Origin of the sequence: Xanthomonas sp. 3307 (assembly GCF_014199735.1) — a bacterium.
Classification (GTDB): domain Bacteria; phylum Pseudomonadota; class Gammaproteobacteria; order Xanthomonadales; family Xanthomonadaceae; genus Xanthomonas_A; species Xanthomonas_A rydalmerensis.
On the sequence record NZ_JACHOG010000006.1, the window covers coordinates 23,707 to 40,872 of the forward strand.

Consider the following 17,166-nt stretch of genomic DNA (forward strand, 5'->3'; position numbering starts at 1 on the left):
TGCCGGGAGCGCGCAAGCCCCGGCCTGCAGGCCACGCTCAGTCCGATGTCCCCTCCTCGTCGCCGTAGAACAGCACGCCGAGCTTGATCCGCTCGCGGCCCTGCGCGCGGCGATGGCGATTGGTATCGCGCAGCGAATACACGCAGCCGCAGTACTCCTGCTGGTAGAAGTGCTCGCGCTTGCTGATCTCGATCATGCGCGCGGCGCCGCCATGCTTGCGCCAGTTGTAGTCCCAGTAGGTCAGGTCCGGGTACGGGGCGGCCGCGCGGATGCCGCTGTCGGTGATCTGGCGCATGTCCTTCCAGCGCGAAATGCCCAGCGAACTGGTCATCACCGCATAGCCGTGTTCGTGCGCGTACAGCGCGGTGCGCTCGAAGCGCATGTCGAAGCACATCGTGCAGCGGATGCCGCGCTCCGGTTCGTTCTCCATGCCCCGGGCGCGGGCGAACCAGTGGTCGGTGTCGTAGTCGGCATCGACGAAGGGCACCCCATGCTGCTCGGCGAAGCGGATGTTCTCCTGCTTGCGCAGCTCGTATTCCTTGGCCGGGTGGATGTTGGGGTTGTAGAAGAACACCGTGTAGTCGATGCCGGACTCGACGAACGACTCCATCAGTTCGCCCGAGCACGGCGCGCAGCACGAGTGCAGCAGCAGGCGTCCGCCGCCGCCGGGCAGGGTCAGGCGCTCGCGGACATTGCTCATGGGGCCTCCGTCAGCAGTTGCACGACACTGGAGAAGTCCAGGCCGCCGCGGCCCTGGTGGCGATTCAGTGCGTACAGGTTGCGCGCCAGTTCGCCGAGCGGGATCGCCGCGCCGGTGGCCATCGCCGCTTCCGCCGCCAGGCCCAGGTCCTTGAGCATCAGATCGTTGCCGAAGCCACCGCTGTAGCCGCGCGAGGCCGGCGCCTGTTCCAGCACGCCCGGCCACGGATTGCAGACCTCGGTGGCCCAGCTGCGGCCGGTGCTGACCGCCATCATCCGCGACAGCGCCGCCGGATCCAGCCCATGCGCGGCACCGAGCGCGAGCGCTTCGCCAGTCGCGGCCATGATCACTCCCAGCGCCATGTTGTTGCACAGCTTGGCGACCTGCCCCGCGCCGGCCTCGCCCATGTGGAAGATGTTGCGGCCCATCGCCTCCAGCACCGGCCGCGCGCGCTCCAGGGTGGTGGCCGGACCGCCGACGATGAAGGTCAAGGTACCGGCAGCGGCGCCGGCGGTGCCGCCGGACACCGGCGCATCCAGCGGCTGCAGACCGCGGGCCACGGCCGCAGCGGCCACCTTGCGTGCCGACGCGGGAGCAATCGTGCTGCTGTCGATGAGCAGCGCGCCAGCAGGAATGTGCGCGAGCAGTCCGTCCGGGCCGAGGAACAGGTCTTCGACGTGGCGGCTGGCCGGCAGCATCGAGATCACCACCTCGGCGTCGGTGACCGCCGCCGGCGCGCTGTCGGCCGCCTGCGCGCCGGCCGCCGTTGCGGCCTCGACGGCGGCGCGGTTGAGGTCGAACACGCGCAGCACGTGCCCGGCCTTGATCAGGTTGACGGCCATCGGGCCGCCCATGTTGCCCAGGCCGATAAAGGCGATCCGGCTCATGCGCTGGTCTCCGTGTGGCGGCCGAGAACGGCCAGGGGGTGGGCCTGCGCCGGCCAGGGCGCATGGAAGAAGGCGCGCGCCCAGGCCGCGGATGCGGCGTCGAGGGTGGCCGGCTGCCAGCGCGGGGCGCGGTCCTTGTCGATCAACAGTGCGCGGATGCCTTCGGCGAAATCGCCATGCGCGGCGCAGTGCAAGGCGACGGTGTACTCCAGGCGGAACACCTCGGCCAATGACAGGGCCGCGGCGCGCTGCTGCAGTTCGAAGGCCAGCCGCGCCGAGCCCGGCGCGCCGGCGGCCAGCGTGGCCTGCGCCGTCGCGATCCACGGATCGGTGGCGTCGAGGCCGGCGATCGCCGCCACCACCGCGTCCAGCGTGGAATGCGCGCAGGCATCGGCGATCGCCGCGGCGTGCCGTTGCAACGGGCCGGCCGGCGCAGGCGTGGCGAAGCGGGCCAGCAGCGCGTCCAGCGCGCGCGAGGTGTCGTGCGCGGCATCCGGCCAGGTCGTCGCCTGCAGGGCGTCCAGCACCTCCGCGCGTGCCGCCTCCGGCACGTGCACGTCGGCCATGCCGGCATAGATCGCATCGCCGGCGCCGAGCGGCGCGCCGGTCAAGGCCAGGAACAGGCCCGCATGCGCCGGCACCCGCGACAGCAGCCAGCTGCCGCCGACATCCGGGAACAGGCCGATGCTGATCTCGGGGAAGGCGAGCCGGGAACGTTCGCCGACCACGCGGTGGCTGGCGCCCGCCATCAGCCCGATCCCGCCGCCCATCACGATGCCGTGGCCCCAGCACAGCACCGGCTTGGGGAAGGTATGGATGCGGTAGTCGAGGCGGTACTCGGTTTCGAAGAACGCCTCGGCGTGCGCATCGCCGCGCGGATCCTCGTGCAGGGCGGCGCCCTCGGTGGTGCGCGCGCGCATCCCGCGATACAGGCCATGCAGGTCGCCACCGGCGCAGAATGCCTTTTCGCCCGCACCCTGCAGCAGCACCAGCGCCACTGTCGGGTCCTGCGCCCACTGCGTCAGCTGCGCATCCAGCAGGCGCGCCATCTCCAGCGACAGGCCATTGAGGGTGCGTGGCGCGTTGAGCGTGGCAATGCCGAGGCGGCGGCCTTCGGCGGCGGCGCGCGTCTCAAACAGCACCGCAGCGGCGTCGGCGGCCGGCGCGCTCACGCGTTGCTCCATTGCGGCGCGCGCTTGCCGAGGAAGGCGTTGACGCCTTCGGCCTGGTCGGCGCTGTCGAACAGGTCCACGAACGCCTCGCGCTCGCTCACCAGCGCGCTCGCGTGCGACTGCGCGCGGGTAGCCTGCACCAGGCGCTTGGCCGCGGCCACGCTGATCGGACTCTGCCGCGCCGCCTTGGCTGCCCATTCCAGCGCGCGCGCCAGCGCCTGCCCGCTCGGCACGACCTCCTCGACCAGGCCGATCCGCAGCGCGGTCTCGGCATCGACCCGTTCGCCGAGCAGGATCATGCGCTTGGCCCAGCCTTCGCCGACCAGCCGCGGCAGGTTCTGGGTGCCGCCGGCGCAGGGCAGCAGGCCCACCGTCGCTTCGGGCAGCGCCAGTTGCGCCTGCGCCTCGGCGATGCGCAGGTCGCAGGCCAGCGCCGCTTCGAGCCCGCCGCCCATCGCATAGCCGTTGATCGCGGCGATGCTGACCCCGCGGAATCGGCTCAGCGCCTCGAAGGCCTCGCCGAAGCGGCGTGCCGCTTCGCGCGCCAGTGCCTTGTCGCCGTCCGCGAACTGGTTGAGGTCGGCACCGGCGCTGAAGAATTTCTCGCCGGCACCGACGAGCACCAATGCATAGATGTCGCGATCCGCGTCCAGCGCGCCGACCAGTTCGCCCAGCGCACGCAGGCTGTGCACCGTCCAGGTGTTGGCCGGCGGATTGGACAGGGTCACCACGGCGGTGTGGCCGTCGATCTGCAGGGCCAGCCCGGTCCAGTCCCGGCCGCGGTAGGAGGTGTCGGCAACGCTCATCGCAATTCCTCTTCGGTGTTCAGCAGGTGGCGCGCGACGATCACGCGCATGATTTCGTTGGTGCCTTCCAGGATCTGGTGCACCCGGCTGTCGCGCAGCAGGCGCTCGACCGGATACTCGCGGATGTAGCCGTAGCCGCCGTGCAGCTGCAGCGCGTCGTTGCAGATCGAAAAGCCCGCATCGGTGGCGAATCGCTTGGCCATTGCGCACCACACCGTGGCATCGCGCGCGCCGGCATCGAGCTTGCGCGCGGCGGTGTGCACCATCTGCCGCGCGGCGACCAGTTGCGTGGCCATGTCGGCCAACGTGAACTGCAGCGCCTGGAACTCGGCGAGCTTCTTGCCGAACTGGCGGCGCTCGCCCAGGTAGCGCCGCGCCGCATCCAGCGCGCCCTGCCCCGCGCCCAGCGAGCACGCGGCGATGTTGAGGCGACCGCCGTCGAGGCCGCGCATCGCGATGCGGAAGCCCTCGCCTTCCTCGCCCAGGCGATGCGCGAGCGGCACGCGCACGCCGTCGAAGTTCACCGCGCGGGTCGGCTGGCTATGCCAGCCGAGCTTGTCTTCGTTGCGCCCGTAGGCGATGCCCGCCGCATCGGCCGGCACCGCGAAGGCACTGATCCCGCGCGGGCCGTCCTCGCCGGTGCGCGCCATCACCACCAGCATGTCGGTCGCGCCGGCGCCGGAAATGAACGCCTTGCTGCCGTCGATGCGGTAGCCGTCGCCGTCGCGCACCGCCCGGGTCTTCAGCGCGGCCGCATCGGAGCCGGCACCGGGTTCGGTCAGGCAGTACGAGGCGAGCTTGCTGCCGCTGGCCAACGCCGCGCCCCAGTCGTTGCGCACGGCCGGCGTGGCGAAATGGGTCAGCATCCAGGTGGCCATGTTGTGGATGCTGATAAAGGCGGCGGTGGACGGATCGACCGCGGCCAGTTCCTCGAACACGATCGCCGCATCCAGGCGCGACAGCCCGCTGCCACCGGCGTGCTCGTCCACGTACAGGCCGCAGAAGCCGAGTTCGCCGGCCTTGCCGATCGCCTCGCGCGGAAAGATCCCGTTCGCGTCCCAGCGCGCCGCGTGCGGCGCCAGTTCGGCCTGGGCGAAGCCGCGCGCGGCCTCGCGATAGGCGCGCTGCGCCTCGTCCAGGCCGGCATCGGCCGGCTGCTCCAGCGGCCACTGCATCGCCGTGGCCATCACGACAGGCGGATCGTGGTGTTGACGCCCTGCCCGGCGCCAGCGTCGTCGAACCAGCGCGCGGTGACGGTCTTGGTCTGCGTATAGAACTGCACCGCCTGCTTGCCGTAGGGGCCGAGGTCGCCGAGCTTGGACGCACGCGAACCGGTGAACGAGAACAACGGCACCGGCACCGGGATCGGCACGTTGATGCCGACCTGGCCGACGTCGATCTCCTCCTGGAACTTGCGTGCGGCGGCGCCGGATTGGGTGAACAGCGCCGTGCCGTTGCCGTTCGGATTGGCGTTGACCAGGGCGATCGCGTCCTCCAGCGTGGCCGCCTCCAGGATCACCAGCACCGGGCCGAAGATCTCCTCGTCGTAGATGCGCATGCCCGGCGCGACCCCGGAGAAGATCGTCGGGCCGACGAAGTTGCCGTGCGCGAACCCGGGCACGGTCGGGTTGCGTCCGTCCAGCTCCAGCGTCGCGCCCTCGGCGATGCCGGTGGCGATCAGCGCTTCGATGCGCTCGCGCGCGCTGCGCGAGATCACCGGCCCCAGGTCGGTGCCGGGTTCGCTGCCGGCGTTGACCTTCAGCGTCTGCGCCTTGGCCACCAATGCCGGAATCCACTGCCGCGCCGCGCCGACCAGCACCACCGTCGAGGCGGCCATGCAGCGCTGCCCGGCAGCGCCGAAGGCCGCCCCCACCAGCGCGTCGAGGGTCTGCTCGCGCGCCGCATCCGGCAACACCACCGCATGGTTCTTGGCGCCCATCATGCATTGCACGCGTTTGCCGGCCAGCGCCGCACGCCGGTAGACATGGGTGCCGACCTTGGTGGAGCCGACGAACGACAGCGCCTTGATGTCGGGGTGGTCGCACAGCGCATCGACCACCTCGGCGCCGCCATGCACGACGTTCAGCACGCCCTTGGGCACGCCCGCCTGCACCGCCAGTTCGACCAGGCGCATGGTCACCAGCGGATCCTGCTCGGATGGCTTGAGCACGAAGGTGTTGCCGGTGGCGATGGCCATCGGGAACATCCACAGCGGGATCATCGCCGGGAAGTTGAACGGGGTGATGCCGGCGCACACGCCCAACGGCTGCAAGAGCGTGTAGGTATCCACGCCGTTGGCGACGTTGTTGGCCAGTTCGCCGAGCTGCAGGTTGCCGATCGCCGCGGCCTGTTCCACCACTTCCAGGCCGCGGAACACGTCGCCTTCCGCGTCCGCCAGGGTCTTGCCCTGCTCGCGGGTGAGGATCGCCGCCAGCTCGCCCATGTGCGCACGGATCAGTTGCTGATAGGCCAGGAAGATCCGCGCGCGGGTGCCGATCGGCGTCTTGCGCCAACTCGCGAACGCGCGTTGCGCGGCGGCCACGGCGGCATCCACTTCCGCGGCCGTGGCGAACGGCACGCGCGCGAGCACGTCCTGGGTCGCCGGATCGACGACCTCGCGCCATTGGCTGCTGCTGGATTCGACGAACGCACCGTCGATCAAGAGCTTGACGGTCGCCACGTCGGCGCCGGTCCGGGTCATCTGGTTCACGGGTCCTGTCTCCTCATCGCATCACCACCGGGCGGGCGGCGATGGACAGGACAAGCGAACGCGCGGCGCAAGGGCCCCGACGTCGTTCCGCTCGTCAGGTTGCCCACCGCAACACCCGAGAAAGAACGTCGCAGGACGTCCACGTCAGGCCGGTCTCCGGGCTTGCGAGCAATGCGGGACCGCATCACCCCGACACCTTCCCGCTTGCGCAGTGGTCTGTTGTCGGGTGTTCTCGCCTACCGTTGCGGGGGCAGCGCCGGAATCGGACCGGCTTCCCGTTTCACCCGGTGCGTCTTGCGACGACCAGGCACCTGAAGCGTGGCCAGTGTAGTCGCGCCGCGGCAACAGCAACACGCTGCAGCGCAGCGCGCGGTGTTGGCGTCAGCACGCAGCGCCGCCATTGCCGACCGCGCACAGCCGCGTTCGCCTAAGCAGGCGGCGCGTATCACCAGCATGCACAGCGCCGCAGCGGCGACACCGGATTCCCTGCAGCGATCAACCGAATGCGCTGCAGTGATCACGGGCGCTGCGGGCCATCGCAGCACCCCACGCGGAACGCCGGCCGGCACGCCCCGCTATAGCCGATGCTAAGAAGAGAAGCTGCAGGTTCGCGTGCGTTCCAGGGATGTTCGCCGCAGTTGGCCGCTGTTAGACTGCGCGTCCCCTTGGGGAGTAGCCTGCTGTCCGACCTGCGCGGACAGCGCCCGTGTCAACACACTCGGCCGATGCGCCGTGGTACGGGCAGCCAGTTCGGTTGGCGAGACCAGCGGCGAGTGCGCAAGGCGAAGGCCGGGCGCGCGCGCTCGTCGTTGTCGCCTGTCCCGGTACGGTCCCCCATGTCGTTTCTTTCGATTCTCCTGCTCGGCATCGCCATGTCGACCGACGCCTTCGCCGCCGCCGTCGGCAAGGGCGCGGCGATGCAACGCCCACGCTGGGCCGACGCGCTGCGCGCCGGCCTGATCTTCGGCTGCATCGAGGCGCTGACGCCTGCGCTGGGCTGGGTGCTGGGCCAGGCCGCGTCCAAGTACGTGGTCGCCTTCGACCACTGGATCGCCTTCGGCCTGCTCGGCGCGCTGGGCGTGCACATGATCGTTGCCGGCCTCAAGCCGGAGAGCGACGCACCGGAGGACGCCGCGCCCAAGCGCCATGGCTTCTGGAGCCTGGCCGCCACCGGCTTTGCCACCAGCATCGACGCGATGGCGGTCGGCGTCGGCCTGGCCTTCCTCGAAGTGAACATCGTCGAGGTCGCGGCCATCATCGGCCTGTGCACGCTGACCATGGTCACCCTGGGCATCATGCTCGGCCGCGCGCTCGGCGCGCTCGCCGGCAAGCGGGCGGAGATCGTCGGCGGCGCCCTGCTGATCGCGATCGGCAGCACCATCCTGTTCGAGCATCTGCACGGCGCAGGTTGATCGCTGCGGCCGCGCCATGTGGTCGGCCAGCATTGGGGATGCGCGACGACATTGTGTGCGCTCCGCCAATGCGGTGGCGTGGTTCGCGCCGGCTTGGCGGTGAACCAGATAGGTGAGCGGATGATTTGCCGCCGCAGCGCGGCGGCAGGCACGCGTGCAGGGGCATCCAGCAGGCGCAGCATCAGGCATCGACCGTGAGCATGCGCAACTGGTGAGGCTCAGCCACCGCTGCAGTGATGGCATCGCCCCGCGCCACCCAGGGAATTGGGTGGCGCGACGCGATCAACATGCATCAGTTCTGCGGGAAGAATCCATAAATCGTCGTTACTCCGCCGGAATCGGCGAAGCTTTCGACGAAGCTGGCAACATCGCCCTTCATTGAAGCTTCCGCTTGCGCCCGCGCGGGAACGGCTCTGACGTCCGAATCCCGTTCGACACCTCCATCGATCAAGTCATTGAAGGACGTGACCGGAAGATTCTTGATCGTGTAATAGTGATCGACAAGGAGATAGCCGCCGGGTGTCTGCGCGTACTTCTCGATCTGGACTTGGTTGCCGACCTTGACCGGCCCCCAACCCTTACTGCTTGCTGCGGATGCGTAGGCACTAAGCGCGATCTTCACGTAGCCCAGTACGGCGTCCGTATTTTTCGCCACTGCGCAGTCGGCGCATTGAATGAATATCTCATCGACCCTGTCGGTGACGACGGTGGCACTTGCGCCGAAGGACGAGGCGGACAGCACTACACCCAGCAGACCATATGCAAATTTCATGAGCTAAATCCTTGCCGTTGAAATTGAAGAAATTTTCTTGAGATCCTCACCAGCATCAAACCGACAACAAACCACGACACATGAAATCAGCGCCCCATGATGGGGCGCCGATACCATTTCCTTTGCAACAACGGTATTAGAACTTGTACGTGGCCCGCATCCAGTAATAGCGGCCGAGCGTGTCGTAGGTGCTCACGTCGGTGTTCGCGTTCAACACGTTGTTCTGATACATCATCGGCGGCTGCTTGTTGGTCAGGTTGTCCACGCCCAGATCCAGGCGCAGGTTCGCCCCGGCCATGTCGTAACCCACCTGCAGCGCGTGGTACATGTAGCTGCCGTAGTCCAGCACCACGCCCTTGAACTGCGCGTCGGCGGACATGTTCTGGGTCAGGTCGCCGCTGCCGACCTGCATCTTGCCGACCCAACGCGTGGTCCAGCTCGCATCCCAGTTGCCCAGCTTCCAGCCGAGCAGGGCATGCGCGCGCCAGTGCGCGTAGTTGCCGTAGGACGAGTTGTAGCGCCCAGCCATGTGCACCACCGTGTCCCCGGTGTCGATGTCGTAGCGGTGCAGGTAGGTGCTGTCCACGGTCACGGTGAACTTGCCGTAGTCGGTGGCGGGCAGCGCGTAGCTCGCGCCCAGGTCGATGCCCTGGGTATTGAGCTTGCCGATGTTCACCACCGGCGTCTGGATGTAGTCGATGTTGCCGGCGCTGACGCTGCTGGCGGGATAGCGGTGGATGTAGCTGCAGTACGGGCTGTTGTTGTCGTTGTAGCAGAGGTCGGCCACGGTCTGCGCGGAGATCGGCTGGATCAGATCATTGAGCTTGACCTTCCACCAGTCGAGGTTGACCGACAGGCCCGGCACGTACTCGGGGCTGTAGACCAGGCCGTAGTCGAACGAGGTGCCCTTCTCCGGCTTGAGCTGGTAGCCGACATAGGTGGCACCGGACTTGATCGCGTTGGTCTGCGAAAGGCCCGTGCCGCTGAAGCCGGCCGGCACGCCGGCGCAGGCGTTATCATGGCCGCTGCCGCTATAGCCGACGCACGGATCGATGAAGTTCGGCGCGTCGGCGGTCGGGCCCTGGTAGATGTCGGTGATGGTCGGCGCGCGGAACACCTGCGCCGCGGTGCCACGCACCATCAGGTCGTGGATCGGCCGCCATTCCACCTGGAACGAGGCGCTGTTGTTGCCCGACCGCACGCTGCTGTAGTCGGAGTAGCGGTCGCTCAGCGTCAGGTTGAGCGCGCCGATCGGCGAGGACTGCTCCAGCACCGGCATGAACAACTGCGCGTAGGCTTCCTTGACGTTGAAGCTGCCGCTCAGCGGCGAGGCGCAGGCTTCGGAGGAGACCGCACAGGTGTTGTCGCTGTTGATCAGCGCGTTGGCCGACACGCTGGAGCTCAGGCTCTCCTTGCGGTACAGCGCACCGACCGCCAGCTGCGCGGCACCGGCCGGCATCTCCCACAGGCTGCCGTTGGCGCTGGCCTCCCACTGGCGCATGATGGTGGTGGTTTCCTGGCGCGGGATCGACTCGTTGCTCTGCAGCCAGGCGACCGTGGTCGGGCTGCCCTGGTCGAGGATGTTGACCTGCCCGGCGTTGATGGCGTTCTGCAGCGCGGCGTAATCGACGTAGCCGTGGCTCCAGTTGCGCTGGCGGTAGTGGCCGTAGTTGAAGTTGGCGTCCCACACCCAGCTGCTGTCGCCGATACCGCCCTTCAGGCCGATCACGTCCTGATCGGTGGCGGTGTCGTAGAAGCCTTCGCGCTGGCCGAGCGAGGTGAAGCGCGTCTGATACTCGTAGCCGTTGGGGCCGAACTCCACACCGAACGGGTTGTACGGATTGTTGGCGGCGATGGTGATGCCGTCGTTCTGCGCGTCGAGCGGCAGCGGCGCGATCGCGAAGTTGGACATGGTGTGGTTGTGGTAGGCGTTGACGTACGCCTGCATCGAGTCGGTGATGTTGAAGCTGCCGAGCACGAAGCCGCCGACGCGCTGCTGCGGGGTCAGCAGCAGGTTCTGCGCCTCGTAGTTGTAGGAATCGGCCGAGGAGCTGTAGCACTTGTAGCCACCGCTGCCGTTGCCGGTCAGCGCGCCGTCGGCGGCGCAGCCGTTGGCCGCCAGGGTCGCCGCCGGCAGCTTGTAGTAGCCGGTCGGCGTGCGCGCGGAACCGCCCTTGTAGACGCTGCCGCTGGACAGGTACATCGCGTACTTGGAGAACGCGCGGTTGGCGGTGGAGACCTCCTTCTGCTTGTTGTAGTCCAGGCCGACCACGACGTTGCCGCGGTCCCAGGTCTTGCCGAAGGTGAAGCTGCCGCCCTGGCGCGCGCCGTCGCCGCGGCTGGTCTGGCCATAGTTGGCCGAGACTTCGCCGCCTTCGAAGTTCTTGCGCAGGATGAAGTTGACCACGCCGCCGATGGCGTCGGAGCCGTACATCGCCGAGGCGCCGACCTTCAGCACTTCGACGTGGTCGATCATGTTGGCCGGGATCGAGTTGACGTCGTTGTTCTGGATGCGGTGGCCGTCGATCAGGATCAGCGTGCGCTCGTCGCCGAGGCCGCGCAGCGAGATGGTCGAGGCGCCGTCGCCGCCGCCGTTGTTGACCTGCGGGTTGGTGGCGGCACCGGCGATGCCGGGCAGCGCCTGCAGCAGATCGCCCAGGGTCTGCTTGCCGCTCTGCTGGATCTGCTGGCGATCGACCACGGCGACCGGGCTGGCGGTCTCCACGTCCACGCGACGCACCAGCGAACCGGTGACGGTGAGCTTGTCCAGGGTCACCGGCGCATCGCCGGACGCGGCCGCCGCCGGCGCGGCGCTCTGCGCATAGAGCGTGGCGGGAAGCGTCGCCATGGCCAGGCAAACGGCGTGGGCGAGTCTGTTCTTTGCTACGGACATCGGGAAGACCTCATGTGATGTGCGACAAGCGCCAGCGCTGCACGCAGGCGCGAAGCGTCCCGAACGCGCGGCTGCGCGGCGGGTGGAATGGATGCCTCGGGCCTGCGGTCCATTACAGGACCGTCAGGCACTTGTTAGTTTTTTATAAGAGGGGTGTTGTTTCGGTGTGCCAACGTGCGCCAGGGCCTGACAAAAACGCCACTGCAACAGGCTGCAGCGCACGCGGCGTCCTTGCCGTTCAACCGGCAGACGGGAACGGTTCAGACAACCGCGCGCGCCTCAAGCGCCGCGGTAATCCCAGCGCCGCAGGAACGGCTGCAGTACCGGCAGCACCGGGGCGAAGGCATCCTGGTAGGCACGCCAGCGGTCCAGGGCCTTGCGGTTGATGCCCTCCACCACCTGCGCGTAGCTCGGCGTGCTGATGAAGCCCTTGCCCTGCGCATGCCGCTGGAACTCCAGCAGGCGTTCCGGCTGCTCCAGGTGCAGGAACTGCCCCAACCGCGCCACCTGCGCCTGCGGGTCGGCCACCAGGTCCTCGTAACGCAATTCCAGCGCGCGCGGCTGCAGCAAGGCGGCGTGATACAGCCAGAACTCCATCGCATCGGCATAGCCGCGGGCCAACCGCGGCAGGCTGGAACACAGCAGGGCGAAGGCCGGCGAGCGGAACGCCTGCATGTAGCAGCTCAGCAGCACATCGCAGGGATGGCGCAACGCCAGGATCACCGGGGCCTCCGGGAACAGCCGCCGGATCAGCGGCAGGCGCAGCAGGTTCAACGGGTTCTTGTCGACCAGGCGCTGGCCCGGCTGCAGTTGCACCACCCCGCGCACCGCCTGCCAGTACTCGGCGCGCAACTCGGCGCAGGCGGCATCGTCGAGGTCGCCCAGCCCGTCCGGCCAGGCCACCCCGCGGGCCTCCAGGCGATCGGCCAGTCCCTGCAGGAACGGCCGCTCGTCCATCGCGACCAACTGCGGATGGGCGTCGAGCATCTGTTCCAGCAAGGTGGTACCCGAGCGCGGGAAGACGACCACGAAGATCGGCGAGTCCGCCATCGCCGGCGCCTTCACCGGCCGCGCCGCGGCATGGCGCGCCGGGTCCCAGCGAGAACGCGCGACCGGCAACGGCGGCGCATCCGCCGCCGCCAGTTCCGGCACCAGCGCGGCCAGGCCGTCGACCTGGCCGGCGTGGCCCTGCGCGCAGGCATCCAGCGCTTCGTCATGCAGGCCCAGGCGGTCGCAGACCCGCGCCAGGGCGAAGAACAGATTGCTCTGCTTGCGCCGGTCGACCGCACTGCCGTCGGCCAGCAGCCCGCGCAGCAGCGCATGCGCCTGCTGCCAGTGGCCCTCGCGCATGGCCAGCACCGCCAGCGCGTTGGCAGCGTCCTGGCGCACGTCGGGGTCGTCGATCCGCTCCGGCGGCGGCAGCTGCGCGGCGGCCTCGCGCGCCTGCGGCAGGCGATTGGCGCGTTCGAGCACCAGCACCAGCCGCGACCAGGCCCGCGCCGGCTGTGCCATCGGTCCTTCGGCGCAGGCGCGCAGCAGCGTGCAGGCGACATCGGTCGCGCCGCCCTGCGACAGCAGCCAGGCCAGTTCCACGGTGGTGTCCGGACCCAGCGGCGGCCACTGCCGCCAGTCGGCGATCAGTGCCTGTACGCGCTGGAAGTCGCCGCATTCGTGGCAGGCCATCGCCGCGTGCACGCACAGCGGCGGGGCCTGCGGCGCCAGCGCATGCGCATCGAGCAAATGTTCGCGGGCAGCGGCGTAGTCGCCGGCGTCCATCGCCAGCAGGCCCAGATTGTGGTGCGGCAGCGGATCGTCCGGCGCCAGCGCGCGGGCGCGAAGATAGGCCTCGCCGGCCGGGCCGGGTTCGCCGGCCTCGCGCAGCGCCGTGCCCAGGTTGTTCCAGTGCGCCACTTCGTGCGGCTCGCGCTCGGCCAGCGCGCGGTACACGGCGGCGGCCGGCGCCGGCTGGCCCTGCATCTGCAGGCTCATCGCCAGCAGGCTGCTGGCCAGGACATCGTCGGGGCGCTGCCGCAGATAGGCGCGGGCACCGTGTTCGAGCGTCTGCGCCTGGCCGGCCTCCAGCGCCGCCAGCAGGTCCGGAAGCGAAGGCATCGCGGTGTCGTCCAGGGAGGTCATGCGCAGGCGGGTGGTGGGCGGTCCACCACCTTAGCCGCCCGCCCGCGCCGTGCGCCACGCCGGCCGCGCCGCCACTTGCCACACAGCGCATACATTGCCGTTACAAAACACACGACGGTCCCTAGATCGGATCGTGATAGGCGGTGAGGAAGGCGCGCAGCGAGGCCGGCTTGACCGGCTTGGTCAGCAGCCGGTAGCCGCGCTCGCGGGCCTGCAGCTTCAGTTCGTCGCGGCCGTCGGCGGTGAGCAGCGCGCCGGCCACCGGCCCGGGCATCGCCGCGCGCAGCGCGTCCAGCGTCTCCAGGCCGTCGAGCCGGTCGTGCAGGTGGTAATCGACCAGCATCACGTGCGGCGCGCGCGCGGCCTGCGCCAGCGCCTCGTCAACGGTGCTGGCGCAGATCACCTCCACCTGCCAGCGGCCGAGCAGTGCGCGCATGCCGTCGAGGATCTCCTGGTCGTTGTCCACGCACAGCACGCGCAGTCCGGCCAGCGAGTCGGCGGCCGCCGCCGCGCGTGGCGCGCGTTGCTGCGCCTGCGGTGGCGGCGCCGCCCGCGGCACGCTGATGGAGAACATGCTGCCGTGGCCGACGCGGCTGCGCGCGTCCAGGTCGTGGCCGAGCAGGCGCGAGATGCGCTGGCAGATCGACAGGCCCAGGCCCAGCCCCTGCTCGCCCCAGTCGAACGGCTGCTGGTAGCGCTGGAACTCGTCGAAGATCTGCTGCATGTGGTGCGGCGGGATGCCGGGGCCGGTATCCCAGACCTGCAGTTCCAGCGCCGCGCCACGGCGGCGCATGCCCAGCACGATGCGGCCCTGGCGGGTGTAGCGCAGCGCGTTGGCAAGGAAGTTCTGCAGCACCCGGCGCAGCAGCCGGCGATCGCTGCGCACCCACAGCGGGCGCGCGTACACGTGCAGCCGCAGCCCGCGGCCGGCGGCGATCGGGCTGTACTGCGCCGCCAGTTCGCGCAGCAGCAGGCCGGCATCGACGTCCTCGATGGTCGGGCGCAGGCCGCCGGCATCCAGCCGCGACACGTCGAGCAGGCCGTCGAGCAGTTCCTCGGCCGCGCGCAGCGAGGCATCCACGCGCTCGGCCAGGTGCCGCTGCTCCTCGCTCTGATGCGCATCGCGCAAGGCCGAGGCGAACAGGCGTGCGGCGTTGAGCGGCTGCAACACGTCGTGGCTGATCGCGGCCAGGAAGCGCGTCTTGGACTGCTGCGCCAGCTCGGCCTCGCGCGAGCGATCGGCCACGCGCTGCTCCAGGGTCTCGTTGGCCTCGAGCAGCGCCTGTTCGGCGCGCTTGTAGTCGGTGATGTCGTTGTAGCTGGTGACGTAGCCGCCGCCGGGCAGCGGCTGGCCGCGCATCTCGATCACCTTGCCGTCGCTGCGGGTGCGTTCGAACACGTGCGGGGTGCCGGCGCGCATGTGCGCGATGCGGCGGGCGATCTGGTCCTCGACCTCGCCGCCGCCGAGTTCGCCGCGCTCGGCGTTGTAGCGGATCAGGTCGGCGACTGGCCGGCCGACGTAGAGCATGCCGTCGGGGTAGCCGAACATCTGCTGGTAGCGGCGGTTCCATGCGGTCAGGCGCATCGCCGGATCGACCACGCTGACCCCGGCGCTGATGTTCTCCAGCGTGGTGGAGAGGATCTCGCGGTTGAAGCGCAGCTCCTGCCCGGCCTCGTCGAGCACCGCCACCACCTCGCCCAGGTCCATGCCCGAGCCGCGCAGCAGGCTGGTCAGCACCAGGCGCGCGGAGGCCGCGCCGATCGAGGCGGCGAGCAGGCGCTCGGTGAACTGCACCCAGGCGCGGTCGGCCACGGCATTGGGTTGCGGCTCGCGGCCAAGCAGTTGCGCCTGCTCGGCGAAGGCGCGGCGGGCGTGGCGTTCGCCGACCATGCGCTCGGCCAGCGCCTGCAGATCGATCACGCGCACCTGCCCGAGCCAGTCGCCCGCCACCGCCGGGCGCTGCGAGTACGGCTCCAGGAACGGCGCCGCGCGCAGGCGCTCGTCCAGGCCCGGCCGCCAACGCGCCGACACCAGCATCATGGTGCCGACGTTGACCAGCAGCGACCAGAACGTCCCGTGCGCCAGCGGGTCCCAGCCGCTCATGCCGAACAGCTGCTGCGGGCGCAGCCAGGAGATGCCGAACGGCCCGTCCAGCAGCCAGGCCGGCGCCAGCCAGCCGGCCTGGGTCAGCGCTGGCAGCAGCAGCGTGTAGATCCAGGTGGCGAAGCCCAGCACCATGCCGGTCTCCACGCCCTTGCGGCTGGCGCCGCGCCAGTACAGGCCGCCGATCACCCCCGGCGCGAACTGCGCCACCGCGGCGAAGGCCATCAGCCCGTACGAGGCCAGCGTCGTGTCGTTGCTGCTGCTGCGGTAGTAACCGTAGGCGATCAGCGCCAGCAGCAGGATCGCCAGGCGGCGTATCCACAGCACCTTCGAGGCCACGTCGGCACCGGCCGCCTGGTGCCCGCGGCGGCGCAGCAGCACCGGCATCACCAGGTCGTTGCTGATCATCGTCGCCAACGCGATGCTGGAGACGATGACCATGCCGGTGGCGGCGGAGAACCCGCCCACGTAGGCGACCAGCGCCAGCGCGGTGCGGCTTTCGGCCAGCGGCAGCGCCAGCACGATGCTGTCGTCGGCCACGTCGCCGCCGCCGAACAGCGCGATGCCGGCCGCGGCGATCGGCACCACCATCGCCGAGATCAGCACCAGGTACAGGCCGAACAGCCAGCGCGCCTTGCGGATGTCGCCGACGTCGCTGCACTCCACCACCGCCACGTGGAACTGCCGCGGCAGGCACACCAGCGCCAGGAAGCTGAGCAGGGTCTGCGAGATGAAGCCCACCGGCGGGGTGTTCTGGAACAGCGTGCGCGCCGACTGCAGCACCTGGCCGCCGTCGCGCACGGACAGCCACACGTAGGCGAACACGCCCACCGCCACCATCGCCAGCAGCTTCACCACCGACTCCAGCGCGATCGCCAGCATCATGCCGTGGTGGTGCTCGGTGGCATCGACCTGGCGGGTGCCGAACAAGGTGGCGAACAGCGCCATCCCCAACGCCACGTACAACGCCGGGTCGGCGTAGAACGGCGCACCGGCGCTGGACTGGCCGCTGAGCACCTGCAGGCTCATCGCCACCGCCTTGTACTGCAGCGCCAGATACGGCACCACGCCGACCAGGGCGATCACCGCCACCAGCGCGGCCAGGCGCCGCGAGCGGCCGAAGCGCGAGGAGATGAAGTCAGCGATGGACACCGTGTTCTCGCTGCGCGCGATCAGCGCCAGGCGCTCGACGATGCGCCAGCCGAACAGCAGCATCAGCAGCGGGCCCAGATAGATCGGCAGGTAGCCGGCGCCGTTGCGCACCGCGCTGCCGACTGCACCGTAGAACGTCCACGACGAGCAGTACACGGCCAGCGCCAGGCTGTACACCGCCGGCCGCAACCATGGCCGCTCCGGGTACAGCGGACGGCGGTCGCCCCACCACGCCACCGCGAACAGCAGCGCCGCATAGCCGACCGACACCAGCAGCAGGATCCAACTGGAAACCAAAGGCGAGCCCCCACGACGATGCGTGCAGTCTAGAGCGTGCGCTGGGTTTCGGCGTAGTCGGGGGTTCGGCTCGTGCGTCTCGCCCAGCCAGGGCAAAGGCAAAGCTTTCGCCTTGCGGCGCGTTC

The 17,166-nt window shown here is 69.6% G+C and carries 11 protein-coding genes and 1 riboswitch; of the genes, 1 reads left to right on the forward strand and 10 read right to left on the reverse strand.

Annotated features, from left to right (window positions below):
• Nucleotides 1–37 precede the first annotated feature (37 nt).
• The 6 genes from GGR64_RS14770 to GGR64_RS14795 are packed head-to-tail and all read right to left on the reverse strand — an operon-like array spanning nucleotide 38 to nucleotide 6,266.
• The gene (locus tag GGR64_RS14770) at nucleotides 38–700 is read right to left on the reverse strand and encodes an epoxyqueuosine reductase QueH (RefSeq protein ID WP_184646766.1); all 663 of its coding nucleotides are present in this window, start codon (nucleotides 698–700) and stop codon (nucleotides 38–40) included.
• Nucleotides 697–1,587, reverse strand: a complete 891-nt coding sequence (gene mmsB, locus GGR64_RS14775; protein WP_184646768.1) for a 3-hydroxyisobutyrate dehydrogenase — start codon at nucleotides 1,585–1,587, stop codon at nucleotides 697–699. The genes GGR64_RS14770 and mmsB overlap by 4 nt, the downstream gene beginning before the upstream one ends.
• Nucleotides 1,584–2,771: an enoyl-CoA hydratase/isomerase family protein gene (locus GGR64_RS14780; protein WP_184646770.1), complete on the reverse strand. Its 1,188-nt coding sequence runs from the start codon at nucleotides 2,769–2,771 to the stop codon at nucleotides 1,584–1,586. The genes mmsB and GGR64_RS14780 overlap by 4 nt, the downstream gene beginning before the upstream one ends.
• Entirely contained in the window at nucleotides 2,756–3,565 is an 810-nt protein-coding gene (locus GGR64_RS14785) for an enoyl-CoA hydratase (protein ID WP_184646772.1), read from the reverse strand. The genes GGR64_RS14780 and GGR64_RS14785 overlap by 16 nt, the downstream gene beginning before the upstream one ends.
• Entirely contained in the window at nucleotides 3,562–4,740 is a 1,179-nt protein-coding gene (locus GGR64_RS14790) for an acyl-CoA dehydrogenase family protein (protein WP_184647030.1), read from the reverse strand. Before GGR64_RS14790 ends, GGR64_RS14785 begins: the two co-directional genes overlap by 4 nt.
• An 11-nt stretch (nucleotides 4,741–4,751) precedes the next feature.
• Nucleotides 4,752–6,266, reverse strand: a complete 1,515-nt coding sequence (locus GGR64_RS14795) for a CoA-acylating methylmalonate-semialdehyde dehydrogenase (RefSeq protein ID WP_184647032.1) — start codon at nucleotides 6,264–6,266, stop codon at nucleotides 4,752–4,754.
• Between the two features lie 138 nt (nucleotides 6,267–6,404).
• Nucleotides 6,405–6,605, reverse strand: a riboswitch (cobalamin riboswitch).
• Nucleotides 6,606–7,111: 506 nt separating this feature from the next.
• Between GGR64_RS14795 and mntP the strand changes: the two genes are divergently transcribed.
• Entirely contained in the window at nucleotides 7,112–7,687 is a 576-nt protein-coding gene (gene mntP / locus GGR64_RS14800) for a manganese efflux pump MntP (RefSeq protein ID WP_184646774.1), read from the forward strand.
• Between the two features lie 292 nt (nucleotides 7,688–7,979).
• Here the strand turns inward: mntP and GGR64_RS14805 are convergent, their stop codons facing one another.
• From GGR64_RS14805 to GGR64_RS14820, 4 genes are all read right to left on the reverse strand, one after another.
• Nucleotides 7,980–8,459 (reverse strand): hypothetical protein, encoded by a 480-nt coding sequence (locus GGR64_RS14805; protein WP_184646776.1) that lies wholly within the window; start codon nucleotides 8,457–8,459, stop codon nucleotides 7,980–7,982.
• 136 nt (nucleotides 8,460–8,595) lie between these two features.
• Nucleotides 8,596–11,307 carry a TonB-dependent receptor gene (locus tag GGR64_RS14810; RefSeq protein ID WP_184646778.1) on the reverse strand — a complete coding sequence of 904 codons (2,712 nt, stop codon included), beginning with the start codon at nucleotides 11,305–11,307 and terminating at the stop codon, nucleotides 8,596–8,598.
• A gap of 324 nt (nucleotides 11,308–11,631) precedes the next feature.
• Entirely contained in the window at nucleotides 11,632–13,464 is a 1,833-nt protein-coding gene (locus GGR64_RS14815) for a sulfotransferase (protein ID WP_260303032.1), read from the reverse strand.
• A gap of 145 nt (nucleotides 13,465–13,609) precedes the next feature.
• Complete coding sequence (locus GGR64_RS14820) at nucleotides 13,610–17,041, reverse strand: PAS domain-containing hybrid sensor histidine kinase/response regulator (RefSeq protein ID WP_184646782.1); 3,432 nt, start codon at nucleotides 17,039–17,041, stop codon at nucleotides 13,610–13,612.
• Between the last annotated feature and the right edge of the window lie 125 nt (nucleotides 17,042–17,166).

What these genes read in the sequence shown, in the direction of transcription:
- GGR64_RS14770 (WP_184646766.1), bottom strand. Translation starts at nt 700, where the DNA reads ATGAGCAATGTCCGCGAGCGCCTGACCCTGCCCGGCGGCGGCGGACGC.
- mmsB (WP_184646768.1), bottom strand. Translation starts at nt 1,587, where the DNA reads ATGAGCCGGATCGCCTTTATCGGCCTGGGCAACATGGGCGGCCCGATG.
- GGR64_RS14780 (WP_184646770.1), bottom strand. Translation starts at nt 2,771, where the DNA reads ATGGAGCAACGCGTGAGCGCGCCGGCCGCCGACGCCGCTGCGGTGCTG.
- GGR64_RS14785 (WP_184646772.1), bottom strand. Translation starts at nt 3,565, where the DNA reads ATGAGCGTTGCCGACACCTCCTACCGCGGCCGGGACTGGACCGGGCTG.
- GGR64_RS14790 (WP_184647030.1), bottom strand. Translation starts at nt 4,740, where the DNA reads ATGCAGTGGCCGCTGGAGCAGCCGGCCGATGCCGGCCTGGACGAGGCG.
- GGR64_RS14795 (WP_184647032.1), bottom strand. Translation starts at nt 6,266, where the DNA reads ATGACCCGGACCGGCGCCGACGTGGCGACCGTCAAGCTCTTGATCGAC.
- mntP (WP_184646774.1), top strand. Translation starts at nt 7,112, where the DNA reads ATGTCGTTTCTTTCGATTCTCCTGCTCGGCATCGCCATGTCGACCGAC.
- GGR64_RS14805 (WP_184646776.1), bottom strand. Translation starts at nt 8,459, where the DNA reads ATGAAATTTGCATATGGTCTGCTGGGTGTAGTGCTGTCCGCCTCGTCC.
- GGR64_RS14810 (WP_184646778.1), bottom strand. Translation starts at nt 11,307, where the DNA reads ATGGCGACGCTTCCCGCCACGCTCTATGCGCAGAGCGCCGCGCCGGCG.
- GGR64_RS14815 (WP_260303032.1), bottom strand. Translation starts at nt 13,464, where the DNA reads ATGCCTTCGCTTCCGGACCTGCTGGCGGCGCTGGAGGCCGGCCAGGCG.